26 protein-coding genes are annotated in these 26668 nt (G+C 41.5%); 8 read left to right on the top strand and 18 right to left on the bottom strand.

What is annotated here, in order from left to right:
* Positions 1 to 52 precede the first annotated feature (52 nt).
* The 3 genes from D9T12_RS00530 to D9T12_RS00520 all read right to left on the bottom strand — a co-directional run bounded on the left by D9T12_RS00530 (position 53) and on the right by D9T12_RS00520 (position 3801).
* A protein-coding gene (locus tag D9T12_RS00530) for an IS3 family transposase (protein ID WP_130536334.1) occupies positions 53 to 1284 on the bottom strand; the annotation gives its coding sequence in 2 pieces (ribosomal slippage) (positions 53 to 930 and positions 930 to 1284; 1233 coding nt in all).
* Positions 1285 to 1438: 154 nt separating this feature from the next.
* Complete coding sequence (locus D9T12_RS00525) at positions 1439 to 3487, bottom strand: M3 family metallopeptidase (RefSeq protein WP_130536339.1); 2049 nt, start codon at positions 3485 to 3487, stop codon at positions 1439 to 1441.
* Positions 3484 to 3801 carry a (2Fe-2S)-binding protein gene (locus D9T12_RS00520; protein ID WP_130536338.1) on the bottom strand — a complete coding sequence of 106 codons (318 nt, stop codon included), beginning with the start codon at positions 3799 to 3801 and terminating at the stop codon, positions 3484 to 3486. The genes D9T12_RS00525 and D9T12_RS00520 overlap by 4 nt, the downstream gene beginning before the upstream one ends.
* Positions 3802 to 3859: 58 nt before the next feature.
* Here D9T12_RS00520 and D9T12_RS00515 point away from each other — a divergent pair, with 58 nt between their 5' ends.
* Entirely contained in the window at positions 3860 to 4279 is a 420-nt protein-coding gene (locus tag D9T12_RS00515; RefSeq protein WP_130536337.1) for a secondary thiamine-phosphate synthase enzyme YjbQ, read from the top strand.
* 67 nt (positions 4280 to 4346) lie between these two features.
* Here D9T12_RS00515 and D9T12_RS00510 read toward each other — a convergent pair whose 3' ends face one another.
* The 3 genes from D9T12_RS00510 to D9T12_RS00500 form a co-directional block, all read right to left on the bottom strand.
* On the bottom strand, positions 4347 to 5957 hold the full coding sequence (locus D9T12_RS00510; protein WP_130536336.1) for an acetolactate synthase large subunit: 1611 nt from the start codon (positions 5955 to 5957) through the stop codon (positions 4347 to 4349).
* Between the two features lie 125 nt (positions 5958 to 6082).
* Positions 6083 to 7225: a quinone-dependent dihydroorotate dehydrogenase gene (locus tag D9T12_RS00505; RefSeq protein WP_130536335.1), complete on the bottom strand. Its 1143-nt coding sequence runs from the start codon at positions 7223 to 7225 to the stop codon at positions 6083 to 6085.
* Between the two features lie 340 nt (positions 7226 to 7565).
* On the bottom strand, positions 7566 to 9383 hold the full coding sequence (locus D9T12_RS00500; protein WP_240693200.1) for a Na/Pi cotransporter family protein: 1818 nt from the start codon (positions 9381 to 9383) through the stop codon (positions 7566 to 7568).
* 187 nt (positions 9384 to 9570) lie between these two features.
* Between D9T12_RS00500 and D9T12_RS00495 the strand changes: the two genes are divergently transcribed.
* The gene (locus D9T12_RS00495; RefSeq protein ID WP_240693199.1) at positions 9571 to 10194 is read left to right on the top strand and encodes a rhodanese-like domain-containing protein; all 624 of its coding nucleotides are present in this window, start codon (positions 9571 to 9573) and stop codon (positions 10192 to 10194) included.
* Between the two features lie 118 nt (positions 10195 to 10312).
* A protein-coding gene (locus tag D9T12_RS00490; RefSeq protein ID WP_130536334.1) for an IS3 family transposase occupies positions 10313 to 11544 on the top strand; the annotation gives its coding sequence in 2 pieces (ribosomal slippage) (positions 10313 to 10667 and positions 10667 to 11544; 1233 coding nt in all).
* A gap of 57 nt (positions 11545 to 11601) precedes the next feature.
* Here D9T12_RS00490 and pgl read toward each other — a convergent pair.
* Genes pgl through gnd form a run of 3 tightly spaced genes read right to left on the bottom strand, consistent with a single transcriptional unit; the run spans position 11602 to position 15265 of the window.
* Positions 11602 to 12321, bottom strand: coding sequence for a 6-phosphogluconolactonase (gene pgl, locus D9T12_RS00485; RefSeq protein ID WP_165395012.1), 720 nt, complete (start codon positions 12319 to 12321; stop codon positions 11602 to 11604).
* Positions 12318 to 13802: a glucose-6-phosphate dehydrogenase gene (zwf, locus tag D9T12_RS00480; protein ID WP_130536332.1), complete on the bottom strand. Its 1485-nt coding sequence runs from the start codon at positions 13800 to 13802 to the stop codon at positions 12318 to 12320. The genes pgl and zwf overlap by 4 nt, the downstream gene beginning before the upstream one ends.
* Positions 13803 to 13804: 2 nt before the next feature.
* The gene (gene gnd, locus D9T12_RS00475; RefSeq protein WP_130536331.1) at positions 13805 to 15265 is read right to left on the bottom strand and encodes a decarboxylating NADP(+)-dependent phosphogluconate dehydrogenase; all 1461 of its coding nucleotides are present in this window, start codon (positions 15263 to 15265) and stop codon (positions 13805 to 13807) included.
* Positions 15266 to 15643: 378 nt separating this feature from the next.
* Between gnd and D9T12_RS00470 the strand changes: the two genes are divergently transcribed.
* The 4 genes from D9T12_RS00470 to D9T12_RS00455 all read left to right on the top strand — a co-directional run bounded on the left by D9T12_RS00470 (position 15644) and on the right by D9T12_RS00455 (position 19113).
* On the top strand, positions 15644 to 16174 hold the full coding sequence (locus D9T12_RS00470; protein WP_130536330.1) for a DUF3455 domain-containing protein: 531 nt from the start codon (positions 15644 to 15646) through the stop codon (positions 16172 to 16174).
* A 97-nt stretch (positions 16175 to 16271) separates the two neighbouring features.
* Entirely contained in the window at positions 16272 to 16829 is a 558-nt protein-coding gene (locus D9T12_RS00465; RefSeq protein WP_206199109.1) for a sigma-70 family RNA polymerase sigma factor, read from the top strand.
* Positions 16826 to 17560, top strand: coding sequence for an anti-sigma factor (locus tag D9T12_RS00460; protein ID WP_130536329.1), 735 nt, complete (start codon positions 16826 to 16828; stop codon positions 17558 to 17560). The genes D9T12_RS00465 and D9T12_RS00460 overlap by 4 nt, the downstream gene beginning before the upstream one ends.
* Before the next feature lie 194 nt (positions 17561 to 17754).
* Positions 17755 to 19113, top strand: coding sequence for a ribonuclease J (locus tag D9T12_RS00455; protein ID WP_206199108.1), 1359 nt, complete (start codon positions 17755 to 17757; stop codon positions 19111 to 19113).
* A gap of 93 nt (positions 19114 to 19206) precedes the next feature.
* Here the strand turns inward: D9T12_RS00455 and D9T12_RS00450 are convergent, their stop codons facing one another.
* The 9 genes from D9T12_RS00450 to D9T12_RS00415 all read right to left on the bottom strand — a co-directional run bounded on the left by D9T12_RS00450 (position 19207) and on the right by D9T12_RS00415 (position 25859).
* Positions 19207 to 19488 carry a TIGR03643 family protein gene (locus D9T12_RS00450; protein ID WP_130536328.1) on the bottom strand — a complete coding sequence of 94 codons (282 nt, stop codon included), beginning with the start codon at positions 19486 to 19488 and terminating at the stop codon, positions 19207 to 19209.
* An 80-nt stretch (positions 19489 to 19568) separates the two neighbouring features.
* Positions 19569 to 20249, bottom strand: a complete 681-nt coding sequence (locus D9T12_RS00445; protein ID WP_130536327.1) for a cupin domain-containing protein — start codon at positions 20247 to 20249, stop codon at positions 19569 to 19571.
* Between the two features lie 98 nt (positions 20250 to 20347).
* On the bottom strand, positions 20348 to 20758 hold the full coding sequence (locus D9T12_RS00440) for a hypothetical protein (protein WP_130536326.1): 411 nt from the start codon (positions 20756 to 20758) through the stop codon (positions 20348 to 20350).
* A gap of 126 nt (positions 20759 to 20884) precedes the next feature.
* A complete protein-coding gene (locus D9T12_RS00435; RefSeq protein WP_165395011.1) occupies positions 20885 to 21193 on the bottom strand; it encodes a hypothetical protein in 309 nt (102 codons plus the stop codon).
* Positions 21194 to 21262: 69 nt separating this feature from the next.
* Positions 21263 to 21940: an HNH endonuclease gene (locus D9T12_RS00430; protein WP_165395010.1), complete on the bottom strand. Its 678-nt coding sequence runs from the start codon at positions 21938 to 21940 to the stop codon at positions 21263 to 21265.
* Positions 21941 to 21978: 38 nt separating this feature from the next.
* Entirely contained in the window at positions 21979 to 22122 is a 144-nt protein-coding gene (locus D9T12_RS12385; RefSeq protein ID WP_165395004.1) for a hypothetical protein, read from the bottom strand.
* A 122-nt stretch (positions 22123 to 22244) separates the two neighbouring features.
* On the bottom strand, positions 22245 to 23360 hold the full coding sequence (locus D9T12_RS00425) for a hypothetical protein (RefSeq protein WP_130536324.1): 1116 nt from the start codon (positions 23358 to 23360) through the stop codon (positions 22245 to 22247).
* Between the two features lie 110 nt (positions 23361 to 23470).
* Positions 23471 to 23887 (bottom strand): hypothetical protein, encoded by a 417-nt coding sequence (locus tag D9T12_RS00420; RefSeq protein ID WP_130536323.1) that lies wholly within the window; start codon positions 23885 to 23887, stop codon positions 23471 to 23473.
* Positions 23888 to 24200: 313 nt separating this feature from the next.
* Positions 24201 to 25859: a 2-isopropylmalate synthase gene (locus D9T12_RS00415; protein WP_240693198.1), complete on the bottom strand. Its 1659-nt coding sequence runs from the start codon at positions 25857 to 25859 to the stop codon at positions 24201 to 24203.
* 289 nt (positions 25860 to 26148) lie between these two features.
* Here D9T12_RS00415 and D9T12_RS00410 point away from each other — a divergent pair, with 289 nt between their 5' ends.
* Positions 26149 to 26616, top strand: a complete 468-nt coding sequence (locus D9T12_RS00410) for an Lrp/AsnC family transcriptional regulator (protein WP_130536322.1) — start codon at positions 26149 to 26151, stop codon at positions 26614 to 26616.
* Positions 26617 to 26668: the final 52 nt, after the last annotated feature.

Below are 26668 nucleotides of genomic sequence, written 5' to 3'. Positions count from 1 at the left end.
GAATTCATTATTGCAAAAACTTGTCCCGTCCTGAAATAAGTTGACACTTTTTTCAGGTAAAAAACGCTCGATGAACTTCATCGGGCGTTTTGTATTTTAACGCCAAGTGTGGACGTTGAGTATTGTAGATTTCAATCGACTCTTTCACCATTTGTCGAGCCTGATCAACATCCTTTGGCTTGGTTAATAAAAACTCATTCTTCAGAATCCCGTTCACTCTCTCCGCCAAAGCGTTTTGATAGCAATCATAACCATCCGTCATCGAACAGATAATGCCATGTTTTTCATGGAACACTTGATAAGGTTTTGAACAGTACTGAATCCCTCTATCCGAGTGATGAATGAGTGCCCCTTTTCCTAATCTATTTTTCACTGCGTTCTTTAATGCCTGAAGGACTGGTTGAGCATGCAAAGTGTCGTGCACATGGTAGCCAACGATCTTACGAGAACAGGCATCGGTGACTAAGCTGAGATAGGCCTGGCCGTGTTGTACTGGTAAATAGGTAATGTCTGCAACCCAGAGTTTCTCTGGCGCTTTGGCTAAACGCCTTTGCCCCTGCTCTTTGATGAGATTGGGGTGCTTATAAAACCGATGATGACTGTGCGTGGTTTTATGATAGGCTCGCTTATTAGGCACTAATAAACGCTGCCAACGTAACAAGTCAAACAACTTGTCTCGTCCAATCTTCAATCCTTCTTGGGCTTTAGCTAATAGCAAGTTGTGTAGCTTTCGGGTACCAATCCGCGGCTGGCTGATACGTATCGCTTGTACAAAATCCAGAATCATCCGGTATTGCTTTTCTTTGAGCCGCTGCCTTTGTAATCCTTGGTAGTAAGCCTGACGGCTTATCTGTAAGAATCGACAAGCATTGCTTATGTTGAGCCCTTGGATCTGTTTTTGATCGATAACTCGGCTAACCGCTTTTTTGTCAAGCTAACTCCAAAGTCCTCTTTCATGACTTTGACGACGCCTTCAAAGAATTGGGCTTTGAGTTTTTCTTCGGCGAGTTCTTGTTCAAGCTCTTTAATGCGCTGCTCTGGCGTCTTTTCAGCTTTAGTCGTCGGCATAATGATTCCTCGAAGATGTCGGTTAATGGCGTTGGCGTCAGACCAATTTAACTTACCATGCTTTCTAAGCCAAACTAAAACGGTAGATCGTCCTTGGATACCATAATGTGCTTGCGCTTGTTTATAAGTCATTTCGCCTTTTTCGACTTGGTCTACAACGGACAATTTAAAAGCGAGGGAATAATCGCGCTGTGTGCGCTTAGTGTTTGAAGACATTACTTTTTCCTTTTCGGTTCAGAAAAAGTGTCAATCTTATTTAGGACGGGTCAACTGCAATAAAAAAGCCCGAGCTAGTTATATAGCTCGGGCTTTTTTACGCGTTAAATTCATGCTTTAGGAAACCTCTGATTTAATCAGAGGTTCCTTAGGGTTATGCAGCAATTCCGCTGTGACGTAATAATGCATCTATGCGAGGTTCTCGGCCTCGGAACTGTTTAAAAAGCACCATTGGGTCAATAGACCCACCTGCTGACAAAATGGTATTGCGGAACTTCATACCGGTTTGCTCATCTAAAATTCCTTGTTCTTCAAACAAACTAAACGCATCCGCTGACAGCACTTCTGCCCATTTATAAGAGAAATAACCAGCGGCATAACCACCGGCAAAAATATGGCTAAAGCTATGCATAAAACGGTTATAACTCGGAGGCATAATTACAGCGACCTCCTCACGAATACGGGCACTTAAATCCAATAGATCTTCAATATTTTCAGGATCATAAAAAGCATGTAACTCAAAATCAGCAAGAGCGAATTCAATTTGACGTAACATCATCATTGCCGACTGGAAGCCACGACTCTTTTGCAAAGACACCAATAATTCATCTGGTAAGGCTTCTCCAGTTTCGATATGTGCAGACATTAAATCAATGCCCTCTCGTTCCCAACAAAAGTTTTCCATAAACTGTGATGGCAACTCAACTGCATCCCAAGGCACACCGGAAATGCCAGAAACATCCAAGTGAATCATCTTAGTCATTAAATGATGGATACCATGACCAAATTCATGGAAGAGCGTTGTCACTTCATCATGGGTTAGGCAAGCCGGTTTATCACCGACCGGCGGTGTAAAATTACACACCAAATAAGCCACTGGCGTTTGCAAATCACCTTTGGTTGGTTTCCAACGAGTGACAGCAGAGTCCATCCACGCACCACCACGCTTACCTTCACGTGCATACAAATCCAAATAAAACTGACCAATGACTTGCTCAGCTTCATCAATTAATTCAAAGAAACGCACATCTTTATGCCAGATAGACACACCTTGTTTCTCTTGTAAGCGAATTCCAAACAATTTTTCAGTAATTGCAAACAACCCACTCAATGTTTTCTCAACTGGAAAGTATGGACGTAATGTTTCTTGCGACAACGACAGTGTTTTGTTTTTTAGCTTTTCTGAAACATAGGTAATATCCCAAGGTTGCACATCCGGTAAATCGAGCTCATCCTGAGCAAATTGCTTTAAGGTTGCTAATTCTTGTTCCGCTTGCGGCTTAGATTTTCTGGCAAGATCTCGCAGAAAACCTAAAACCTGCTCGCTACTTTCTGCCATCTTCGTCGCCAAGGAAAGATCCGCATAAGAACCAAACCCAAGTAGTTGCGCTTTTTGATGTCGTAATTCACGTATGCGTGCAATATTTTCAGTGTTATCAAACTCAGTATTTTCAAATTGATCTGAAGCTCTGGTACCGAATGCTTTATATACTTCTTGACGCAATTCCCGATTATCCGCATGCGTCATCACCGCTAAATAGGAAGGAAAGTCTAAGGTCACACACCAAGGAGTTTTATCTGTATCCAACCCTTTTTGTTCTGCCAACTGCGCCAATAGGCCTTGCGACGATTCAGGAATTCCAGCTAACTCTTTTTCATCTGAAATCGGCTTATGCCAAGACTGTGTTGCTTTTAATACATTGTTGCCAAACTGGCTACCCAGTTGTGACAATTCTTGAGAAATCTTTTGATAAGTTTCTTGTTGGTCTTTAGGCAGCGCTATTCCACTTAACTGGAAATTACGTAATGAATCCTCAATCACCTTTTTCTGTGCAATGGAGTAGTCTGCAAACTCTTCAGATTCTGATAAGGTTTTGAACTTTTCATACAAACCTTGGTTTTGACCAATTTCCGTATAGTACCGACTCACTTCACTCAAAAACGCAGTATAGGCTTCGTGCCATTCATCCGAATTTTTCACTGCATCTAAATGACCAATTGGTCCCCAAACTCGCGAAAAACGATTATCAAGCTCTTCGAGTTTTTCGACAAAATTTTCCCAAGTTGGTGCTTCTTTCATTTCAGCAAGCACTTTAATTTTTGCACGATTTTCACGCAACAACGTTTCCATCGCAGGCTGAATATGCTCAACTTTTAAGTCTTCAAAATTTGGTAGCTCGTGTGTTTGTAGTAGTGGATTCATACATCCTCGCTTTTTATTTTTTCTTGGTAAATATCAATCAGTCTTTGCACCTGACGTTCACAACATTGTGAACCTTGGCAACCGTAGGTTTTTGAGGTGATTTTATCAATTGTGTCAGCACCCTTTTCAATCGCCTTCATCATATCGATTTTAGGAATGTCATAACAGGTGCACAGATTTCGATCTGGCCCTTTTTGTTTCTCGTAATCCCACTGTTCAGCAGGCAAACGTTTTAAGTTTAGCGTGTCATTCATAACATTGGTTTCATCTTTACCGGCCGGTAATTTTACCAAATTGAGAATTTCTGATTTCATGGTTTCAATGTGGATAATAGTTTCACGTGAAACACTTTAATGAGGTCGAGAATACACAATGAAAACTTTCCAAAAAAGCTTAACAATTGAGTCTCCGCGCCGTGGCACTTTTAATATCACTGAAAAAATAAACCAGATCGTAAAACAGTCAGAAATTGAAACCGGTGTAGCGCATGTTTTTATCAAACACACTTCTGCCAGCTTGATCATCACCGAAAATGCGGATCCTACGGTTAGGGAAGATATTGAATACTGGATGCAAAAAACGATTCAAGATGGTGATCCTAATTACCAACATGACTACGAAGGCGACGATGATATGAGTGGCCATATTCGATGCATGATTACACAAATGAATCAAACCATTCCTGTTTCTACCGGCCGGTTAAATTTAGGCATTTGGCAAGGATTATTTTTATATGAACATCGCACCGGTAGATACAACCGAGAAATTGTCGTAACCATTCAAGGTAATTAGTCGACTAGGAATAACTGGTATAGATGTGAAAATACAAAAGGTTTCACGTGAAACCTTTTCCAAACAACTAGATTTTACAATTTTGATAAGAAACAGGCACTTCAATCAAATGAACGCCAGGCGTTTCAAAACATTGTTCAACCAAGGGAATAAACTGTTCGGTAGTTTGCAGTTGGTGACCCATTGCGCCATAACTTTCCGCGTATTTGATAAAGTTTGGATTATTCAATTCCAAACCATACGATTCAAATCCCATCTGCTGTTGCTTCCATTGAATCATCCCAAAGGCTTCGTCATTTAATACCAATACCACCAAGTCAATTTTTAATCGTACGGCAGTGGCAAGCTCTTGAGAATTCATCATGAAACCACCGTCACCACAAACCGCGACCACTTTTTTATCAGGGTAAACAAGTTTCGCTGCAATCGCGGATGGCAATCCTGCTCCCATCGTTGCCAAAGCATTATCCAATAACAAAGTATTATGACGATACGCAAGGTAATTGCGAGAGAACCAAATTTTATACATTCCATTATCCAAAGCGACAATGCCATCTTCTGGCATCAATTGGCGTAAATCTGAAACCAACCGAGGTGCTTCCATTGGAAAGTCATTACATTCTGCCCCTTCAGAAAAACTTTTTAATAGCTGTTGTCTTGCCTCTTTAAAACCACCAAATTGCCATTGAATATCTGGATTAGCCATATCAATTTTTTGAAGCAATTGAAAAATAGTATTCCCAATGTCTCCCGTCACATCGACTTGGGGAAAGTAGACCGGATCAATTTGCGCAGTTAAAAAATTAATATGAATCACATTGAAACTGTCAGGTTCCATAAAAAATGGTGGCTTCTCAATGACATCGTGACCAATATTAATAATCAAATCGGTTTGCTTAATAACGGAATGGAGAAAATCATTATCAGATAAGGCAGCCGTCCCAAGAAAGTAAGGGCTGCGTTCGTCTACCACCCCTTTCCCCATTTGCGTGGTAAAGAATGGAATTTTGGTTTTTTCAATAAACTGATCAAGCATTCTGCCAACCTGTTTTCGATTGGCGCCCGCTCCAATTAAAATCAGAGGAAACTTTGAATCGATAATTAAATCAATCGCTTTTTGAATCGCTTTAGATTCTGCAATGGGTCGCCGATCATAACTGTTTTCAATCACCAATGCTTGAGTCTCTTCACGAGCAACATCCTCTGGCAACTCCAAATGCGTCGCTCCAGGACGTTCACTTTCAGCCAGCCGAAATGCTTCCCGAACTCGTGCCGGAATATTGTACGCACTCATAATCTGCGCTGCAGATTTGGTAATTGGCCCCATCATATCGACAACATCAATAATCTGAAACAACCCCTGTTTTGAAGTTTTAATCGGCTTTTGACCGGTAAGCATCACCATCGGCATGGCCCCTAATTGTGCATAAGCAGCGGCTGTAACTAAGTTGGTTGCACCAGGGCCAAGAGTAGACAAACAAACCCCCGGTTTACCCGTCAATCGACCATAAGTAGCTGCCATAAATCCTGCGGCTTGCTCATGGCGAGTAACAATTAAACGTATTGAGGAGTGTTTCAGCGCCTCCAGTACATCTAGATTTTCTTCTCCGGGAATACCAAAAATCATTTCAACGCCTTCAGCTTCCAACGCTTTCACCAGCAAGTCTGCACCTTTCATTTTTTCTCCTCTGAGCTTACGAGTCATAAAACATTCAGTGTCCCAGTTTTTTACTAATGCCACTATTTAGTCGACTATTTATAATTAAGTTTGCAGAAAATTCGCATGGACAGGCCAAAATAACCTTACTTTTTAGGTAAAGGATTCCGGCTTCCTATCGCTTCTTCTATGGTCGAAAAACCATCTTTCTCGAGTAGCTTAACTAGCCCTTGATTAATCTCACCCATTACTTGAGGGCCTTCATAAATCATTCCAGTAATCATCTCTAAAAGGCTCGCACCAGAGGTAATTTTTTCATAAGCATCTTGCGCATTAAAAATACCACCCACACCAATAATGGTTAATTTACCTTCTGTGTAACGATACACATGGCGAATCATATCAGTGCTGATTCTTTGCAATGGCAGACCCGACATAGCACCTTTATGAAATGGCAACTCTTCTTTGACATACTCTTTATTAAATTCAGGTTTTGCGAGGTTATTTAACACAACACCTTCAATTCCAAATTTCAGACAAGCGTCGAGAATCGTGTTGATTTCAGAAACTTCCAAGTCCGCTGCAAGTTTCACATACATAGGTTTACCGGCCGGTCTTACCTCAGAAAGCTTTTCTAATAAGGCTTCCAAATTCCCTTGGTCGACAAACGGCTCGCCTTCTTGAGTATTTGGACAGGAAATGTTGATGGTGTAATAGTCGCCAATTTCCTCGAATAACACGACGGTTTTTACATAGTCTTCAATGGCTTCTTCCAAGTCAAACTCACTACTGATATTGGTTTTGGCCGCACTAATACCAATAGGTAATTGAAAAGTTTGATCTTTCAAACGTTCGGAAATTTTTTCTGCGCCTTGGTTATTCAATCCATACCAAACAAGGATAGATTTCGATTTAGGCATACGAAATAATCGTCGGCCTACTCCAGGATTTCCCGGACAAATTTCACCGGTAAAAGAACCCAGTTCGGCAAAACCAAAACTAATTGCTGGATAGATTCGCGTAAGTTCACCATCTTTATCGAACCCTGCTGATAAACCAACAGGATTGTTATAGTGAACACCATCCACCTCAATATTCAGTTTTTTATTTTGATAATGGAACAATAGACGAGTAAAAAAACGAGACCATGCATAGTTTCCAAGAAACTTACCAACAGCTTTCATCTTGTCGTGGGCAATTTCTGGTGGCCAGAGAAAAATAAGCGGTTTTGCAAGCCAACGATAACCAATACCAAGCAAACGGCTTCTGAGAGAGATTAAAAAATCCATAACTGACCTCCTTATCAAATGTTAAAAATAGACTCTTTGTAAAAGTTCAGCTAATCATTGCGCAAACTAACTTTTTCAATCTATGTTAGTCGCAGAAATTTTTAATAGTCTAAATTATTCAGGATTGATAAGAATTAGTATAAGTCAGTTATGGTATTCCTGCCGATGGTTAAGGTTCGGCTTATATAAATCTCATTTCTATTAAGAGAAGTAAAAATAATGAAAATAAAGCGATCTGAGAGGCTTTTGATCAAAACTTAAGCCAATGCATTAATTACATCGAGTTCTCAGCTTTAAGACGGCTTTATTTAAAGCAAATTAAATACGGTTTTTTACGTATTTAATCATGAGTTGAATTTTCATTCGCTTGAGAGTGACTCAAGTACATTCGGGCAATTCGCTTCGACATACTGTAGAGTTGTTTGAATCCTTCAACCATTCGCATTTCATAACGAAACACCATTAATCGTTTTTCACTGGCATGTAAATGTCGCATCTGATGATTAAGTGCCTCTTGAATTAAGTGTGCAATAGTTTCTTTAGAACCAAAAACTTCATAAGCCATATCAGCATCTTTATGAATCACACTCAACAAAGACTTTTCCATCGCCTTGCCAACTTCATTTGTTAGTTGTCCCACCAGTTCCAACATGGTGTCACTTGGTTGAATTTTGTTCTCAATCATTTGCAAAAGCACGTCGAACACACTATCACGCATGGCAATATTCATCGATTCCAATGAGTGAAGAACATTCATCAATTCAGTATAGGTCTGCTGTTCTGCGTCGGTTAACTTTCCCTGACCAACTTGACTAAGATAACGCAGAATTTCTTGTTGATAGCTGCGAAATTTTTGAATATTACTCATTTCTTTTGAAAGTTTTTCAAATTTAGGTTCAGAAATCAGTGCCACCATTCGTTTATAAAATAATGACTGACGCTTTTGATAGGTCTCAAGTTCCATGACAATCGCATCAAATGCCACTGCAGGTGTGGAAACAAAAGTAGGATCAAGGCTTTCTGCTTTTAACTGATTACCTGACTTCTCATCTTCATCCGGTGGAACAATCTTATTGACTGTCCACACAAAAACAGGGATGAACGGCAGAAACACTACCAGTGCAATAGCAACCATTAAAGAGTTTGCATTCGCAATTTCACGTGGCACATGCTCGCCCATACTGATCGAAGCAACCGTTGCGGCGGCATCATGTGCAGAAATCCACACGGCCCACTGTGCTAATTCTGGAATAAAAGGCAACCACAATAGTGTCACTAAAAAATTAAATAAGGTATGAACAAGCGCCGTTCTTAAAGCAGGTCGCGACTTACCGATACTGGCTAAAAGTGCGGTAATAGTCGTTCCAATATGCGCCCCCATTGCTAAAGCAATCCCAGCTTCCAACGTTAAAAAACCATTGCTTGCCATCACAATAATAATCCCAATCGTCGCTGAAGAAGATTGCACTAAAGCAGTAAAAGTCATCGCAATAGCAATGGCTAGCAGCGGGTTTTGCATTTCAATCATGAAATCTAAAAACGGCTGATACTCACGTAATGGTGCCATTCCTTGACTCATGGTATTCATACCAAAAAAGATTAAACCAAGCCCTAAAATCAACTGTCCAATGGCTCTAGTCTTTTGCAACTTGCCCACAAAATCAACTAAAAAGCCAACCGCTATCATGAGCAGCGCAAAATTTGTGACCTTAAAAGCAACGATTTGTGCGGTAATGGTCGTACCAAGATTCGCTCCCATGACGACTCCTGCCGCTTGGGTCACCGAAATTAAACCGGCTGACACAAAGCCAACCGTTAAAACGGTCGTGACCGACGAAGATTGAATCACAGCAGTAATTCCTGCTCCGGTTAATGCTCCCATTACCCGATTAGTCGTCAGTTTAGCGAGCAGAGTTTTCATTTTCTCACCGGCAACCACTAACAACCCTTTGACCATAAAATCCATGCCGAATAAGAAAAGCGCTAAACCACCAGCAAGCCACATTGCCATTTGAAACCAATCCATCCCAGACTCAACTTGCATATCTGAGGCAAAAACTGGAAAAATGGCACCGCTGATAAATAGTAGGAACAAACTCACAGCACGAATCCATGAGGAGTTTTGATCATTCAGCAGGAAACTTTGTTCTCTTTTCACTGTGCACTTTCTCCATTACGATAAACTTCACATTTTATACCCTTTTAAAAATTCATGTTTTTTAACACCTAAAATGATTTATATTTCTTATAAATAATTTTTATTAATTTATACAAAAAAAATATATTATAAATTGTTAATATAATTTAGTTTTTCAATGACTTAAAAATTATTTCGGAGTTTTTTTATGCAAAAAAATAGTCTTCTTATTGGTGCAGCCTTGGCAGCAACTATGGCTTTTTCATCTGCTTCTATTGCTGTTGAAGCAAGCAAATATGCAACAGAAGCCCCTTCTAAAAAAGAGCGTCATTCTCCTCAAGGTTTGTATATTGATGCAGCAAATACCTATAAGTGGATGAAAGAAGATGAAAACGTCGTTCTAGTTGATGTTCGCACACCAGAAGAGTGGCAATTTGTTGGCTACACGCCTATGGCACAAGTCATGATTCCATCTGTTTTCTTCCGTTATGATGGTATCGATGCCGGCGGTAAACCACGATATGCCAGCAAAATTAATGACAACTTCGTTTCTGAGTTTGAAGAAAAATTGTTTGACCTTGGTGCCGATAAAGATACAGCGTTTGTCTTGATGTGTCGTTCAGGTGCAACTCGTGCTCAACCAGCAGCAAAAATGCTTGATCAATACGGCTACAAAAATGTCTATATTATGACTGACGGTTTTGAAGGTGGAAAAGTGAAAGAGGGTGAGCGCAAAGGTTGGCGTTTATCAAAAGGTTGGAAAGTAAATAACCCAACGGATTCTTGGACTTACAAAATCGACACGAAAAATGCTTACCTACTTAAATACTAATTTCACTTAATTTTAAGTAGCTTAGCAATAAAAAAGGCGCCATTATGCGCCTTTTTTTATTTAGATGACCCGTCCTAAATAAGATTGACACTTTTTCTGAACCGAAAAGGAAAAAGTAATGTCTTCAAACACTAAGCGCACACAGCGCGATTATTCCCTCGCTTTTAAATTGTCCGTTGTAGACCAAGTCGAAAAAGGCGAAATGACTTATAAACAAGCGCAAGCACATTATGGTATCCAAGGACGATCTACCGTTTTAGTTTGGCTTAGAAAGCATGGTAAGTTAAATTGGTCTGACGCCAACGCCATTAACCGACATCTTCGAGGAATCATTATGCCGACGACTAAAGCTGAAAAGACGCCAGAGCAGCGCATTAAAGAGCTTGAACAAGAACTCGCCGAAGAAAAACTCAAAGCCCAATTCTTTGAAGGCGTCGTCAAAGTCATGAAAGAGGACTTTGGAGTTAGCTTGACAAAAAAGCGGTTAGCCGAGTTATCGATCAAAAACAGATCCAAGGGCTCAACATAAGCAATGCTTGTCGATTCTTACAGATAAGCCGTCAGGCTTACTACCAAGGATTACAAAGGCAGCGGCTCAAAGAAAAGCAATACCGGATGATTCTGGATTTTGTACAAGCGATACGTATCAGCCAGCCGCGGATTGGTACCCGAAAGCTACACAACTTGCTATTAGCTAAAGCCCAAGAAGGATTGAAGATTGGACGAGACAAGTTGTTTGACTTGTTACGTTGGCAGCGTTTATTAGTGCCTAATAAGCGAGCCTATCATAAAACCACGCACAGTCATCATCGGTTTTATAAGCACCCCAATCTCATCAAAGAGCAGGGGCAAAGGCGTTTAGCCAAAGCGCCAGAGAAACTCTGGGTTGCAGACATTACCTATTTACCAGTACAACACGGCCAGGCCTATCTCAGCTTAGTCACCGATGCCTGTTCTCGTAAGATCGTTGGCTACCATGTGCACGACACTTTGCATGCTCAACCAGTCCTTCAGGCATTAAAGAACGCAGTGAAAAATAGATTAGGAAAAGGGGCACTCATTCATCACTCGGATAGAGGGATTCAGTACTGTTCAAAACCTTATCAAGTGTTCCATGAAAAACATGGCATTATCTGTTCGATGACGGATGGTTATGATTGCTATCAAAACGCTTTGGCGGAGAGAGTGAACGGGATTCTGAAGAATGAGTTTTTATTAACCAAGCCAAAGGATGTTGATCAGGCTCGACAAATGGTGAAAGAGTCGATTGAAATCTACAATACTCAACGTCCACACTTGGCGTTAAAATACAAAACGCCCGATGAAGTTCATCGAGCGTTTTTTACCTGAAAAAAGTGTCAACTTATTTCAGGACGGGACAAGAGTTTACCGGCCGGTAAAGAATTCTTATTTATCGGTAAGATCAGCAATCGCTTCTTGATCGACCATAACCAAAGTTTCTGTTACCCCTTTGACCCGTGTAATTGGCAAATCTTGATCATCCAACCAAGCATGCAAAGCCTCAGATTTTGACCGGCCGGTAACAATTTTCATCACCGTTTTTGCAGAACTTAAGGTTTCATAACTTAAGCTCAAACGCTCTAGAGGCGGCTTTGGAGATTGAGTTTCACAAACCACTCCTCCCAAACTGACACTCGAATGACCAGGAAATAAACTGGCAGTATGTCCGTCTTCACCCATTCCAAGCAGAACTAAATCAAATTCAACACCAGCAATCACTTTTCGATAAAAATCAGCCGCCGCCTGCAACCCCAGCTCTGTCGGCATATAAAAGCGATTACTTTTGGGAATCCGACTATTTTCTAGCCAGTGCGATTCCAACATCTGGCTGTTTCGCTCATTATCACCGGCCGGTAAAACCCGTTCATCTCCAACATAAATAAACCATTTTCTCCACTTCGTGGCTTTCGGCTGTTGTTGCTCAAGTTTAGCCAACAAGGCATAAATGGCATTCGGGGTACTACCACCTGCTGTGACAAAGTCAAAGCGCCCTTTTTCAGAAATCGCTTGATTGGCAAGCGCCATGATTTTATCGCATGCATGCTGAGCGACCACAGCAGATGCCTCAAATATTTGCCAGTTTGACGGCAGCTCCACCTGACTCATTTTTTGCACTCCGGTGTGTAATGAAAACGCCAACATTGGTCGGGATGATCAAACAGCTTTTTCGAGCCTTCTGGCCCCCAAGAGCCCGAGGTATAAGTATCAATATAGGAAGTTTCAGAACTCCATGCTTGAATGACAGGATCAACGACATTCCAAGCCGCTTTCACTTCGTCATAACGTAAAAACAACGAACGATCACCCATAATCACATCTAACAAAAGCTCTTCATAAGCATCATAATTCGTGTTGTCATCGCCCTTTAAAGTCGCATCCAAACTGGTCTGTTCCGTCATGATTTCCAAACCGGGTTGCTTGGCTGTCAGCTCAATTCGAATCGACTCTTCAGGCTGAATCCCAAAGACAATCCAGTTCGGCTCCATTTTTTTCACTTGTGATTCACGGAAAAATTGCTTGGGAGGATACTTAAATCGAATCGCAACAATTGTCCGGTTTTTGGGCATATTTTTACCCGTTTGAATGTAAAACGGCACACCAGCCCAACGCCAGTTATCAATATACAATTTCAAAGCAGCGTAGGTCTCTGTAACACTATCAGAATCCACTCCAGGTTCTGACAAATACGACGGTACCTGTTCGCCATTCACCATACCCTCCGAATACTGCGCACGATACGCGTGTGCATGCACCATATTTTTGGGAATCGGCCGAATCGACTTAAGCAATTTTACTTTCTCATCACGCAAATCTTCTGCGTCACGCGATGCTGGCGGTTCCATGGTGATTAACGCCAATAGTTGCAACAAATGCGACTGAATCATGTCACGCATGGCGCCACTGGTGTCGTAATAACCGGCTCTGGTTCCAATGGGGCGATCTTCCGCATGAGTGATTTGAATATGATCGATGTAATTACGATTCCACAAAGGCTCCATCAAGATATTCGCGAAACGGAATACCATGACATTCTGAACCATGCCTTTGCCAAGATAATGATCTATTCGGTAGGTTTGTTCTTCTTTCAAATAACGATTCAAACGCTTTTGTAGCTGCTTGGCGCTCTCACCATCAAAACCAAATGGCTTTTCAAGCACCACTCGTTTCCAACCACTTCTCTCTTCCAACATGTCCGATTGCCCCAAACATTTCACCGTTGGCGCAAACTGGTCAGGTCCAAGTGATAAATAGTAAGCGATATTTTGAGAATAGCTTTGATCGAGCAGATACGTCTTCAATCGAAGGTAATCTTCGGCATCGAGTACATCCATCTTAAAGTAATCCAAACGCCCACAAAAACGCTCGCAAACTTCATCCTCAATACCACCACGTGCTTTAGGCAAAATCGCTTCTCGAACTTTTTCTAACCACTGATCTCGATTCCAATCACGACGACCAATCGCGACAATACGCACTTCATCCTGTAAACGATTATGTTTATCAAGGTGATAAAACGCCGGCATCAATTTGCTCATAGACAAATTGCCCGTCGCTCCAAACACCACATAGGTACACGGATTTCCCATCACTACACCTCGTAAGTTGTCGAAGAGACCCGACCGCCAGATTGAATCCAATCCGTATGGAAAAATTCACCACGTGGCGCATCAACTCGCTCATAAGTATGCGCCCCGAAATAATCACGCTGGGCTTGCAAAATATTTGCCGGCAAGTTTGCTGTTTTATAACCATCAAAAAATGCTAACGCCGAGCTCAAAGCCGGTACCGGAATTTTTTGAGAAATCGCAAAGGTCACCGCTTTACGCCAGTTTTCATCACTGTCTTCCAACGCTTTGGTAAAGAAGTCGGCAAGTAATAAATTACTCAGGTCAGGATTCTTCTCGTAGGCATTTTTAATCTCGCCCAAGAACGTCGAACGGATAATACAGCCACCGCGCCACATCAAAGCGATGCCGCCATAATTCAGCTGCCAACCAAACTCCTTAGCCGCTTCACGCATCAGCATGTAGCCTTGCGCATAGGAAATGATTTTCGACGCATAAAGCGCGTCATGAATTGCTTTTAGCATCGCCTTACGGTCGTCTTTTTCCAGTTTTAATGGTTTTGGTGGTTTACCAAAATGCGCTTGCGCTTTGACACGTTCATCTTTTAAAGCTGACAAACAACGAGAATAGACCGACTCCGTAATGAGGGTGACCGGAATACCTAATTCTAAAGAGCTAATCCCTGTCCATTTTCCGGTGCCTTTTTGACCGGCCGCATCCAGAATTTTATCGACCAATGGCTCACCGTCTTTGTCGGTAAACTTCAGAATCTCAGCGGTAATTTCAATTAAATAACTGTCTAAAACACCCTTGTTCCATTTCGAGAAAACCTTCTGGCATTTCTTGGCGCTCATGCCTAAGCCATAACGCATTAAATGATATGACTCAGCAATCAATTGCATATCACCATATTCAATACCGTTATGCACCATTTTCACATAATGACCAGCACCGCCATCACCCACCCAATCACAACAAGGCGCATTATCGGCTTTGGCAGAAATCGCTTGGAAAATAGGTTTCACGGCTTCCCATGCGGCTGAATTTCCACCCGGCATAATCGACGGTCCAAAACGCGCACCCTCTTCACCACCGGAAACACCGGTACCAATAAACTGAATGCCTTTTTCTTGTAGTGTTTTGGTACGGCGCTCAGAGTCGGTATACAGTGAATTTCCGCCATCGATAATAATGTCACCTTCCGACAAATACGGCAGCAATTGGTCAATAAACAAATCGACCACTTCCCCGGCCTTGACCATTAACATGACTTTGCGCGGTGCTTTTAGGGAATTGACCAACTCTTCAATGGAATAGGTTCCAATTAAATGGGTGTTTTCCGGCTCTGCGGCCAAAAAGTCTTCTGTCTTTTGTGGTGAACGATTATAGACCGCCACCTTAAAACCGTGATCCGTCATATTTAAAACGAGATTCTGGCCCATTACCGCCAAACCAATTAATCCAATATCTGCCTGTTGTGTCATTGAACCTACCCCTAAATTATTTTGAAAAGAAACCTTTCTACATTGCCCAAAAACGAGCCAAAAAGAAATACATTTTTATGAAACTTAAAGCTTGCTTGATAAAAGTCATAAATTTTCCGTCATAAGTTCCACAAGCCTGCAAAAAGCACCAAAACAGTGCGCATTTACTTGAATAAATGAAATTTTTTGTATGAATTTAATCTTAGCAAAGAGTGTGCGAAGCAATTCATTTCAAAAAAATTAATTTTTTTGCATCCAAAAACTTTACCGGCCGGTAGTACCTAGTAAGACAGGATAAGTCAATAACAACTTACTCTGGTCTTTACTCATGAAAACGTAAAAAAACTCAATACACATTTTCAAAACAAGGATTTACCCATGACAAACTTGATCTCAAAATCTCTAACAATCGCTGCTCTTTCAACAATGGCCATTACGACCCAAGCAGGCGGATTTAACCAATCAAACCTTCCAAAAGAAGTGCAAGTTCCTGCTGGAAATCATCTTGCCATGATGACGCATGCAAAAGGAAACATCACTTGGGAGTGTAAAGCAAAGGATGGCAAAGCCGCTTGGTCATTTGCAGGTCCTCGCGCGATTTTGACCGATATCAAAGGCAATCATAAAGTGTCTTACTACGGTGGCCCAGCCACTTGGGAATCATTGGATGGGTCTGTGCTAACAGGTAAACAGCTTGCTACCTCCCCATCAAAAGCAGGCAGCATTCCAATGCAATTGGTGAAGGCAAACGCCTCTCCACGTGACGGTGAACTTAAAGGCGTGACGTACATTCAACGCATTAATTTAAATGGCGGTAAAGCGCCAGCTGAAGGGTGCAACGCGAATAAAATTGGTCATAAAATGATTGTGAACTATTCTGGCGATTACCTGTTCTGGAAAGCGAAATAAGATTCTCTCAAGTAAAGAGTCTCATGACTCTATGAATTTTGAAGCCCAGTTCGCTATACTGGGCTGTACTTTATTCCGTGCTTGAGGATACCTTGTTTTGTCAGATCCTACCTTTGATTACGAAGCGGCATTAATGGCTTGTGCTTCAGGAAAACGAACTGCACTCACCGAACTTTATCAACAAGAAGCCTCTCGATTACTCACGGTCGTTTTTCGAATCTTAAAAAACCGAGCGCTCGCTGAAGACATTGTGCATGATGCCTTTCTTAAAATCTGGGCAAATGCCAAAAGTTACCAACCTGAACTCGGTTCTGGCCGAGGCTGGATTTATACCTTAACCCGAAATTTAGCTTTAAACGCGCTCGAAAAACATCAACGTCAAGTGCAAACAGACCCAGAATTTCTCACGGATATTTTGGATAAAATGCAACAACAAACCTCTTCAAATAAAAACCCAATGGATGACAGTTTGCAGCATAAAACGCTATACGATTGTATGGAAAACTTATCTGACGAAAGCAAGCAATGCATTTTGCATTCTTACGTTGAAGGTTACACACAAGAAGAGATTTCAAATTTGTTGAACAAACCTTTGGGCACCGTAAAATCTTGGATTCGTCGTAGCCTGCAAGCGTTAAAGGAGTGTCTACAATGAGCAAAAACACTCAGCATGAACTCGAAGAGAAGGTAGAACTCTACGTAATCGGTGCCTTATCGAATGAAGAACGCCAAGCATTTGAAACACATTTGATTACCAATAAAGCGCTGCAAAAAAGAGTGAATGACTTTCAAGAAACACTGCTACAAATCAGCGATCAACTGCCGCTTGAAAAGGCACCACAGCCATTAGGCGCTCGTATTGAACGAAGTCTTGATGCATTGCATAAAAAACCTAGCTCTCAATATTCATCTCAAATTCAGCAAAGTTCACCGGCCGGTGGATTTTGGCAAAACTTAACCCTATGGCGAGGTTTTGCACTGGCAGGGTTTTTAACCTCAGCAGTGCTCAGCGTTCAACTCATGCAATACACATCTCAAGCAGAACCTGAAACACGCTATGTTGCGGTACTAGTGGAACCTCAAGACAAATCACCCGGTTGGGTCATACAAACCAGCCAAAGTCGACAAATTGAATTAATTCCGCTTGGCGCTGTTGAAATTCCAGAAGGAAAAGCGCTTCAATTTTGGACAAAAGCCGAAGGCTGGGATAAACCGATTTCACTCGGTCTTGTGAAAAAAGGACAACCGATCACAGTGGATATTGACCAACTTCCGCCATTGGAAGCGAATCAATTGTTTGAGTTAACGATCGAAGACGAAGCCGGTTCCCCAACAGGATTACCGACCGGCCCAATCTATTCCATCGGTCGAGGTTTGACACTCTAAAAAGTTTCACCCTATGTGTTTCACGTGAAACATTTCATCTCATACGCTGCTCAATTTCCTGACAAACTGGGCAGCAATTCTCAGAAGAAATCAGCAGACAAACTTCATTTTCCACCGGCCGGTCAAGTTGAATTGCCGCTATAATAGCTCGAAATTCATTACCTTCTTTTCATTCGCACAGTGACACAAAAAATATGTCTCAATCCCCCAAATTAATGCAACCGACAAAATACGATTTCTGGTTTTTACCCTTAGGTGGTACGGGTGAAATCGGTATGAATATGAATCTTTATGGTCACGACAATCAGTGGTTAATGGTGGATTGCGGCATGGGATTTGAGCACACAGAAGTGCGCGAAAGACGAGTGTGTGTTGACCCAAGTTTTATTGAAGCGCAACGCGAAAATTTGCAGGCCATTGTGATTACCCACGCGCATGAAGACCATATTGGTGCCCTTTTGTCGCTTTGGCCTCGCTTGCAAGCCCCTATTTACGCCACATCTTTTGCAGCCGCAGTGATTCTCAATAAACTTTCTCAAGTGACTTGGGGGCATCGTGTGCCCGTTATCGAAGTCGAAATGCAAAATCCGATGTTTATGGGTGAATTTGAAGTCACTTGGTTACCCATGCCACATTCGATTCCAGAAGCGACCAGTGTGCTGATTGAAACACCGGCCGGTAAAGTCTTGCACACTGGCGATTGGAAAATCGATAACAATCCGGTGGTCGGTACAGCCTTTGATTCTGCGATTTATCAGCATCTTAAAAGTTTTCAAATCGACGCGATGGTGTGTGATGCAACCAATGCCATCAAACCCGGCAAAACGCTTTCTGAAAGTGCTTGTTATCAAGGGCTTTATCAAACCATTTCAGCCGCTAAAAACCGCGTGGTGGTCAGTTGTTTTAGCAGTAACATTGCCCGTTTGCTTACCCTTGCGCGAATCGCCAAAAAGACCGGTCGGCAAATGGCGGTTTTTGGTCGTTCCATGGAAAATATGGTGTCAATTGCACGTCGCTTAGGCTATTGGCCTCGAGAATTAGAGTTAATTGATCCAAAACACATTGGCTACTTGCCGCCAGAGGAAGTCTTAGTGGTCGCCACAGGCTCGCAAGCCGAGCCACGCGCTGCACTCACAAAAATGGCGCAAGGTCGCCACTATTGGCTGTATTTAGAGCCAGAAGATACCGTCATTTTCAGCGCCATGAAAATTCCGCCCAATAAAACCAAAATTGACCAACTCATCAAAAAACTACGTGCGCTAGACTTAACGGTAATTCATGCAGATGAAGTCAAAGATAAAGTGTTGTTGCACGCCTCGGGTCACCCAGCAGAAGACGATGTCAAACAGCTTTTGGAATGGGTGCAACCGAAAACGTTGATTCCAACGCACGGCGAACCGGAACATCTTGAAGCCTTAGCGAAACTCGCGAAAAATTCAGGTATTTCAGAGGTCTGTGAAGGACGTAATGGCGATTTATTTAAGGTTTCGCCATTCGTTAAAGTCGAACGCAATACAGTGCCGATAGAAATTATTGAACTGCTTGAGAGCTAATTACTCAACTAAGAATTGAGTTTGTTTTCTGAACAGAGATTAGTTAGCTAATAAATTTCGTAAATTTCGCAAATTTCGAGGAAGAAAACTTCTTTACCATCCCGAACGAATTTTATACTGAGTTGGGCAGTAGCCGCGATCAATACCGGCCGGTCGAAGTTGTAAATGCTTGGTTTTTCGACCAGTTACTCGAGCACGCCAAACCTCAAAGCTTTTGCGTTTCACCGTTGAACGCATCAGCTGAATCACTTCGGGTTCAGTTAAACCAAAATTGGTTTCAATCGCTTCAAACGGTGTCCGATCTTCCCACGCCATCTCGACAATGCGTGACACCGCTTCATCGTCTAATTGCTTTAATTTCTGTTTTGTTTTCATAACAACGAACAACCTCTCAAAGATACCGGCCGGTTAACTTTGTTTTAATCCAAAATAAACATTAAAAACGGAATGCCAAATTAAAGATGGCCCACTTTGACCAAAATTAACGTCTCTTCTTTAACAAATGGGTGGTGCACACTCATGTGCGGATTTCGCAGCCAAGTGCCTTTTGGATAAACACCCTGTTCATCTTCAAAGCAGCCTTCAAGCACAAAAATCTCTTCACCGCCCACATGCGTATGCCTTTGAAAAACTTCACCGGCCGGCCATTTCACCAACGCAGTATGCTCCCCTTGAAAACTGTGCAAACCCAACACCTGTAAATTACCAATTCCAGGCTGAAACTCGGCCTCTCGGGTTTGCACACGAATAGGTTCAATATCCAGCGGATCAAAATGATCCAGTTTTACAAACAAAGTGCACCCCTCTTTAGAATGCGGTTGATGCTTTGAACCCGGTGGATTGCGCAAATAGGTACCGGCCGGATAATCGCCGGTCTCATCAGAAAACACCCCTTCAAGCACCAAAATCTCTTCGCCTAATGGATGCGTATGTTCTGGGAAATAACTCTCTGGTTGAAAGCGCACAATACTGGTAGCACGACCACTTTCTAAATTCTCTCTTTCCAGAGGTTTACGCAAAACTTTTTTTGAAGGACTTTCTATCCACGGATGTTGAGCAGTAAAAGCAACGACTCGCTGCTCAAGATCGATATTGAGTGGTGCCGTGTCGACTTCATATTGTTGAGCAACCGTCATTTTTGAACACTCCGAGTAAATGATGACTTTAGAATTCTATGACAATTGAAATGGGAAAAGAGAAAAGAACCTCTGAAATAAGAGATCGTTAAGAGTTTTTAAAGGATTACTTCAATAAACCATTTAGGGTGCATGACATCAAAATCTTGACGTAAATTATTGTCTAAATAACTGGCAGAATCGAGCACAAATGGCTCGCCATCAATGTGTTTAAACACCACCCAATGCCAGAAATCTTTGCCATCTTCTTGGTGGTGCTTTATCGAAAGCAACGCTAAATCCGGCAAGTTATCCCAACCAGTAAACGGAATTTCGTTTGCAGAAATCTGCACACCAAATTCCGCTAATAACTGCCGGACATATTCAGTATCCGACCACAAAGCCTTATCCTCGGCAAAGATACCCATCGCATTGGCGACTTGTTTCATCTCGGCATAACTTTTACCAAGAATATTGGCACACGAAGCAATCCCACAACCAGTGGGTTCTTGTTGGATGATGACTTTCATCTGATTCTCACTCTAAACGCTCTCAAACTGATTCCGTTTTTCCGCGATTTTTCTCGTTTTTTCTCGTTCCCATGCTCCTGCGTGGGAACGAGCAATGTATCGGTGTGCAGCGGCTTGTTATGTTTTTTAGTCAGCAAAACCAAAAACATGCAAACCTTCTTCCATTGCTCCCTTTACGATATCAATTAAGGCTAATGCAGTTGAGCGCCCTTCAGCTCCATGCTCAACAACGAGCTGAAGCTCTTCAATCAAGCCTTCCAAATCACAAGGTCGAAATACTGTATCGTCATAGTAGTCACCAAATCTAGATAGCCTATGTAGTGACATTGAAGCGTTTTTGATCTCATTGAGAAACTTGTAATAATCACGTTCCTCAATCGAAAACTTGTACGTATGAGACTTCTTGGATTTTCCTATATGGATGTCGTACGCCATGATTCTCCGAGAACATAATGCCTCAATAACCGGCGCCGTAGGCGCGAAGTTGATTGACTTGTTACACGTCTACTCATGCACAAGCCTCGATAACTTGCTGTACATTGAACCAACCAAAGCAGACTTATTGATTCCGTAGTGCATTTCTCTGTGGCAGTTTGGACACAAAGCCACGGCATTTGTAACAGTATCCGAGCCGCCGTCAGCTAACCGACGAAGATGATGGACTTCTAGGAAAGGCTCACCTTCTGCTGTTGTAAATGGTGCATCAGAACCACAACACTCACACTTACCAGATGCCTCTTTAAGAACCCATGCTTTTACTTTTGGATCTCTATTGAAACTAGTTACTTGTGTATAAGTTTTTTCTGGCTCTTTGATGCCGCTTGGCTTGGAAAAATTTACCTTTGATTTATAAGAGATAACTTGAGTTTCAAACTCGGCGATAGTGGGCAGGCTTTGCCCCTCAACTTCGGATATTAGTCTTTCAATTACTGCTGCGTTGTTTACCCCAACATTTTTAGCCGGTTTTAGACCAGAAACCCATGTGCGACCCATAAGCGAGTAGACATAGGAGATATTCTGCATTCGATACTCGAATGATTTCTCAGTACGGCCAAAACGATCAGCTAGTTCAGAGTAGATTTTCTTTTTAACAAATGGCACCCCATTCGCTTCATCAGAATGCATCTGAACATATGCTTCTACTGCTGCTTTTAGTTCTTCTTCTGTCCAGTTATCGCTCAATGGTGATTCCTATAGACGTGTAACGCAAAGCTAAGTGGCTAACAAACGAACCACTCAGCTAAATTGACCTTCGTAAACACTTTAAAATCCGATTCATCCGCAAAAATAACCTGACGATTATTACCTCGTTGAATCACATGAATTGGAATGCCTACAGGTGTAATTCTCTCTAATCGCTGCATAAACCTAATCTCTTAAATTGAACAATCTAGATACATTAACAATTTAATTTTACTCTGACACCTTTATTCTGCGAAGGTCCCAGTAAGCAACGCGAACGATCTTGAACACCTTGTTAACCATACTACTTAAGTTTATTGAGAGCCGTGCCGTTTAATTGACCAAAGCCATCAAGAATACCCACTTTTTCGAACTCTGTAAAACCAAAGTAAAGTTCACCTTTATCACCACCAACATGGGACAAAACACCCGACTCATAAAGTGAATTGACACTCAAATCAGTTGGGTCTAATGGTACACCTGAGAATACTGGTCTCCCCCAGTTCCAAAGATCATCGATAACCAATTGATCGCTATCACTCTTAAAGACTCTAACGACAGTGTAATGTCTATCAAGTGTTGCTCTACCATCTTTGATGAAAGAAACCCATAGTATTTGGAAGTAACCCTTAATTGGATGATTGTTAAAAAAATAACCACCACCATTACGCAGAGAAGAAAAAGTTTGCTTCTTATCAGGAAACTCTAACACCCAATCATGTCCGTAAACACCCATTGCTGTCAGTTCATCCACTGATTTTCCTATAACTTCTTCATCAGAGTTTCTTGCACCGAAATGAGTATATGGGCGTGCTGTAGGAGATAAACTATGTTCGGTTTTCATCTCAATCGCAAGGTCAACTGACGGCAAACCTATATAAGCCCATTTGCCTTGATCATTTTTCTTTAAAATTAACGGTGCAATTCCTCGGCTATCCGCCCAGACTGACTTAAATCTTATGTGAACCTCTTTTTGTCCATCTTTATCAATATCGATCGATTCTATATTGTCAAATACCATCACATCAGTATATGGAACTTCGAACATTGCAAATGACTTAACTTCAAAAAAACCATCTTTACCTAACAGCTCGTCAATTAAGTTAGCATCTTGCCTCTCATATACACCGATCCATCGAAATAAATTGTCATTATCATCAGTCATAGTACCAAAGAAGAAAACCACGTTGTTCGAGCTTAAATCTATTTCTTGAGATATGTATTTATTTAAATTTAAGCCATTAAATTTTTTCGAATAATTTTTCCCTATATACTCCTCAGTTATTTTAAACAACTCTGACTTAATTTCTTCAGACGAAGATGGCTGTGAGTAGATATAAAAAACACCACATGTAAACAATATACTTACGACAGCAGTAAATACATTTGAGAACAGATTATCCTTAATTCTTTCTAGCACTATATCTCCCAGTATTCCTGTATGGCTAACGCCGTGGTAAGGGGCACCTGGAGCAGCGCATAGGGTGTCCCGCGCAGGCCTGAAGGGCCGGAGTGAACTTGACCACTTTGTTAAGTGTCATTGATTGAAGTCCAGAACCCAAACATTGCTTCATGAACAGTGCCAGTAAGTAGTATATAGTTTGTAATTGCTCGCTCGAGCATCTCGTAAGAATCTTCAGCCAAGTCAAATTCCAACACCTCATCTCCTGAATAGTGCTTTAACTCATTGCGGGTTAAATTTAGCAAATCACCTAAAACCTTATCCGCACTTGGATCCTTTTCACCAAACTTTCTCGCCACTTCCATTATTGAATTCTTTATTCTCTCAAAAGAAGGTTCGATATTTAACTTGCGCAACCTCTTTCCAAGTATTTCTTCAGCAGCACCAGCCAAAGTAATTGTGCAAAGAAAGTCTCCTTTTTGGTATAACTCCAAAGCAGTCAAAAGTTGCTTTTCTGCTATTTCCTCAGCGGTATATAAATCCATACTCTCTCGTACACTTAACTATTATTAGACGTCCTAAATCTAATATATTCCGTCATTCAAACATGCTTTAAGTTGCCGTTTTATATCATTTTTCAGGATGTGCATTACTTCTAATCATTCTATTTTTCAATAGACTTAGAAACTAAACAACCCTGTTTAGGCAGCATAAAAACTAGCTAAGAAAACAATGAAAAACAGTGATTCACTTTTAAACGATATTGCATGGTACTAAATTTTTTCGAAACGAAAAAATAAAAAAGCGACAGTTCCACTAGGAAAGTGCCGCTTTCTGAAGTTTTAACAACTTGATTGTTTAGGCGCTTTGTAGGCCTTTTAGTGTAGCTTGGATCATTGCTGAGACGGTGTCTTTCGCAGTGGCAACACCAACTTTTTTACCATTTTCAGTTTGTAGATAAACATAAGCTACCGCATAGGCGTCCTTACCATCGGACAAATTTTGAAGATGGATAGCGTGCTCCGAGTAATCGATGACATCAATGGTTTTGCCAGTTTTTTGCTGATAAGCATCACACAAGGCGCTCAATGTGCCAGTACCTTTACCCAACCAAGTTTCCCCATCAAATTCAAGACTAATGGTTTCTTTGTCGCCGTCACGATTAACTTGGTAAGATTGGATGCGCTCGTTGAATTGTCCAAACTTGTAATAGGTTTTGAAAGCGGCAAATAGGTCAACATGGCTGACAACGCCACCTTTTTCTTCGGCAAGTTTCTGCGCCGTTCCAGCAAAATCCATCTGCACCCATTTCGGCATATTTAAGCCATATTCTTGTTCCAAAATAAACGCGGAACCTGCTTTACCGGATTGCGAATTAACACGGATAATCGCTTCGTAATCACGTCCAATGTCTTTGGGATCAATTGGCAAATAGGCCACATTCCATGGCTTATTATCTTCTTGTTTTAATAAACATTTACGAATTGCATCTTGGTGCGAACCGGAATAAGCGGTGTACACCACATCGCCCACCCAAGGATGACGCGGATGTGTTTGGATTTTGGTAACTTCCTCAACCACATCCATCCATTTTTCTGGGTTGGTAAAGTCTAACTCTGGATCAATGCCTTCGGAATACAAGTTCATTGCCAAAGTAACAATGTCCATATTTCCGGTACGCTCACCATTTCCTAAAAGTGTTCCCTCAATACGATCTGCGCCAGCTAGTAGCGACAATTCTGCCGCTGCGACTGCGCAACCGCGGTCATTGTGGGTATGAATCGAAATAATCGCCGATTCTCGATTTGGCAAATTACGAATAAAGTATTCAATTTGGTCGGCAAAGCGATTCGGCGAGTTGCTTTCCACCGTTGCAGGTAAGTTTAAAATGCACATGTTATCTGGCGTTGGTTGCCAAACTTCCATCACAGCCTGACAAACCTCCACTGCATAATCAGTTTCAGTTTGTGAGAAGCTTTCCGGCGAATATTGGAAAATCCATTCTGAATTAGAACCGTCTTGTTTGGCTTTTTCAGCGTATTCTTGAACCCATTTCGCGCCCTGCACCGCCATGGCTTTGATTTCATCTTTCGATTTTTCAAAAACATTTTCACGCTGCACAATGGAAGTAGTGTTATAGACATGAATCACCGCTTTTTTGACGCCTTTTAGCGCTTCATAAGTACGCTCAATCAAATGCTCTCGCGCTTGCACCAACACCTGAACCGTCACGTCTTCTGGAATACGGTTTTCTTCAATTAACCGGCGGGTAAACTCAAATTCTGGTTGAGATGCCGACGGAAAACCAATTTCAATGGTTTTAAAACCGATAGCCACCAACTCATGCCAAAGTTTTAGTTTCTGCTCGACATTCATCGGGTTGGCAAGCGCTTGGTTACCATCTCGTAAATCGACACTTACCCAAATTGGTGCTTTTTCTAGCTCATTATTTGGCCACTGGCGATCAGTCAAATTAGGCGTAGGGTTACGACGGTATTTCGATGAATTCATTGTCATGAGAATAATTTCCAGTAAATTTCTAAACTAGAGAATATTTTACTGCTGACAACTCCGTTTTTTATTGCAAATATTTTAATAAAAACAAATAAATTAGAATTTAATTCTAATAAAATTAATTTTTATAAAATTTTAATTTAATTTAGTTAAGGATAGGTCATTGCGAACGAAGTGAAGCAATCTAGGTTTTTCAAGCTGAAAAGTTTTTAGATTGCCGCGTCGCTGACGCTCCTCGCAATGACGATTTTTCTTAACTTAATGGCATTGAACCTAACCCGAAACAATCACCATGAAACTCGACCAATACGACAAACAAATCCTAAACGCACTGCAACAAAATGGTCGCCTTACTAATCAGGAAATCGCCGATCAAATTGGTTTGTCGCCATCAGCCTGTCTGCGCCGTTTCAAAACACTCGAAACATCTGGAATTATTCAAGGCTATCACGTACAACTGGATGCAAAAAAACTCGGATTGGATTTAATGGCTCTCGTTCATATTTCGATGGATAAACACACCCAAGAACGATTTGAAGAGTTCGAACGAGAAATCCAAAAATTGCCGAATGTCATCGAGTGTTTACTTTTGACTGGCCAAAGTGCGGATTATCAGCTTAAAGTCGTCGTCAAAGATCTCGATGCTTATCAAGAATTGCTACTTAAACACCTCACTAAAATTCCCGGTGTGAGCGGTGTACACACCAGTTTCGTGCTGCGAAAAGTGATTGCAAAAAATGCATTACCGATACAGTCATAAGCGATTCGCTTAGAGGTTAGATAAAAAATCGACTTTTGCCCATAAATACAAC

It is taken from the genome of Thiomicrorhabdus indica, from assembly GCF_004293625.1.
In the GTDB taxonomy this organism is placed as follows: domain Bacteria; phylum Pseudomonadota; class Gammaproteobacteria; order Thiomicrospirales; family Thiomicrospiraceae; genus Thiomicrorhabdus; species Thiomicrorhabdus indica.
The sequence above is the reverse complement of the archived record's forward strand: the minus strand, read 5'-3'. Positions and strand labels throughout refer to the sequence as shown.

What these genes read in the sequence shown, in the direction of transcription:
- D9T12_RS00525 (WP_130536339.1), bottom strand. Translation starts at nt 3,487, where the DNA reads ATGAATCCACTACTACAAACACACGAGCTACCAAATTTTGAAGACTTA.
- D9T12_RS00520 (WP_130536338.1), bottom strand. Translation starts at nt 3,801, where the DNA reads ATGAAATCAGAAATTCTCAATTTGGTAAAATTACCGGCCGGTAAAGAT.
- D9T12_RS00515 (WP_130536337.1), top strand. Translation starts at nt 3,860, where the DNA reads ATGAAAACTTTCCAAAAAAGCTTAACAATTGAGTCTCCGCGCCGTGGC.
- D9T12_RS00510 (WP_130536336.1), bottom strand. Translation starts at nt 5,957, where the DNA reads ATGAAAGGTGCAGACTTGCTGGTGAAAGCGTTGGAAGCTGAAGGCGTT.
- D9T12_RS00505 (WP_130536335.1), bottom strand. Translation starts at nt 7,225, where the DNA reads ATGGATTTTTTAATCTCTCTCAGAAGCCGTTTGCTTGGTATTGGTTAT.
- D9T12_RS00495 (WP_240693199.1), top strand. Translation starts at nt 9,571, where the DNA reads ATGCAAAAAAATAGTCTTCTTATTGGTGCAGCCTTGGCAGCAACTATG.
- pgl (WP_165395012.1), bottom strand. Translation starts at nt 12,321, where the DNA reads ATGAGTCAGGTGGAGCTGCCGTCAAACTGGCAAATATTTGAGGCATCT.
- zwf (WP_130536332.1), bottom strand. Translation starts at nt 13,802, where the DNA reads ATGGGAAATCCGTGTACCTATGTGGTGTTTGGAGCGACGGGCAATTTG.
- gnd (WP_130536331.1), bottom strand. Translation starts at nt 15,265, where the DNA reads ATGACACAACAGGCAGATATTGGATTAATTGGTTTGGCGGTAATGGGC.
- D9T12_RS00470 (WP_130536330.1), top strand. Translation starts at nt 15,644, where the DNA reads ATGACAAACTTGATCTCAAAATCTCTAACAATCGCTGCTCTTTCAACA.
- D9T12_RS00460 (WP_130536329.1), top strand. Translation starts at nt 16,826, where the DNA reads ATGAGCAAAAACACTCAGCATGAACTCGAAGAGAAGGTAGAACTCTAC.
- D9T12_RS00455 (WP_206199108.1), top strand. Translation starts at nt 17,755, where the DNA reads ATGTCTCAATCCCCCAAATTAATGCAACCGACAAAATACGATTTCTGG.
- D9T12_RS00450 (WP_130536328.1), bottom strand. Translation starts at nt 19,488, where the DNA reads ATGAAAACAAAACAGAAATTAAAGCAATTAGACGATGAAGCGGTGTCA.
- D9T12_RS00445 (WP_130536327.1), bottom strand. Translation starts at nt 20,249, where the DNA reads ATGACGGTTGCTCAACAATATGAAGTCGACACGGCACCACTCAATATC.
- D9T12_RS00440 (WP_130536326.1), bottom strand. Translation starts at nt 20,758, where the DNA reads ATGAAAGTCATCATCCAACAAGAACCCACTGGTTGTGGGATTGCTTCG.
- D9T12_RS00435 (WP_165395011.1), bottom strand. Translation starts at nt 21,193, where the DNA reads ATGGCGTACGACATCCATATAGGAAAATCCAAGAAGTCTCATACGTAC.
- D9T12_RS12385 (WP_165395004.1), bottom strand. Translation starts at nt 22,122, where the DNA reads ATGCAGCGATTAGAGAGAATTACACCTGTAGGCATTCCAATTCATGTG.
- D9T12_RS00420 (WP_130536323.1), bottom strand. Translation starts at nt 23,887, where the DNA reads ATGGATTTATATACCGCTGAGGAAATAGCAGAAAAGCAACTTTTGACT.
- D9T12_RS00415 (WP_240693198.1), bottom strand. Translation starts at nt 25,859, where the DNA reads ATGACAATGAATTCATCGAAATACCGTCGTAACCCTACGCCTAATTTG.
- D9T12_RS00410 (WP_130536322.1), top strand. Translation starts at nt 26,149, where the DNA reads ATGAAACTCGACCAATACGACAAACAAATCCTAAACGCACTGCAACAA.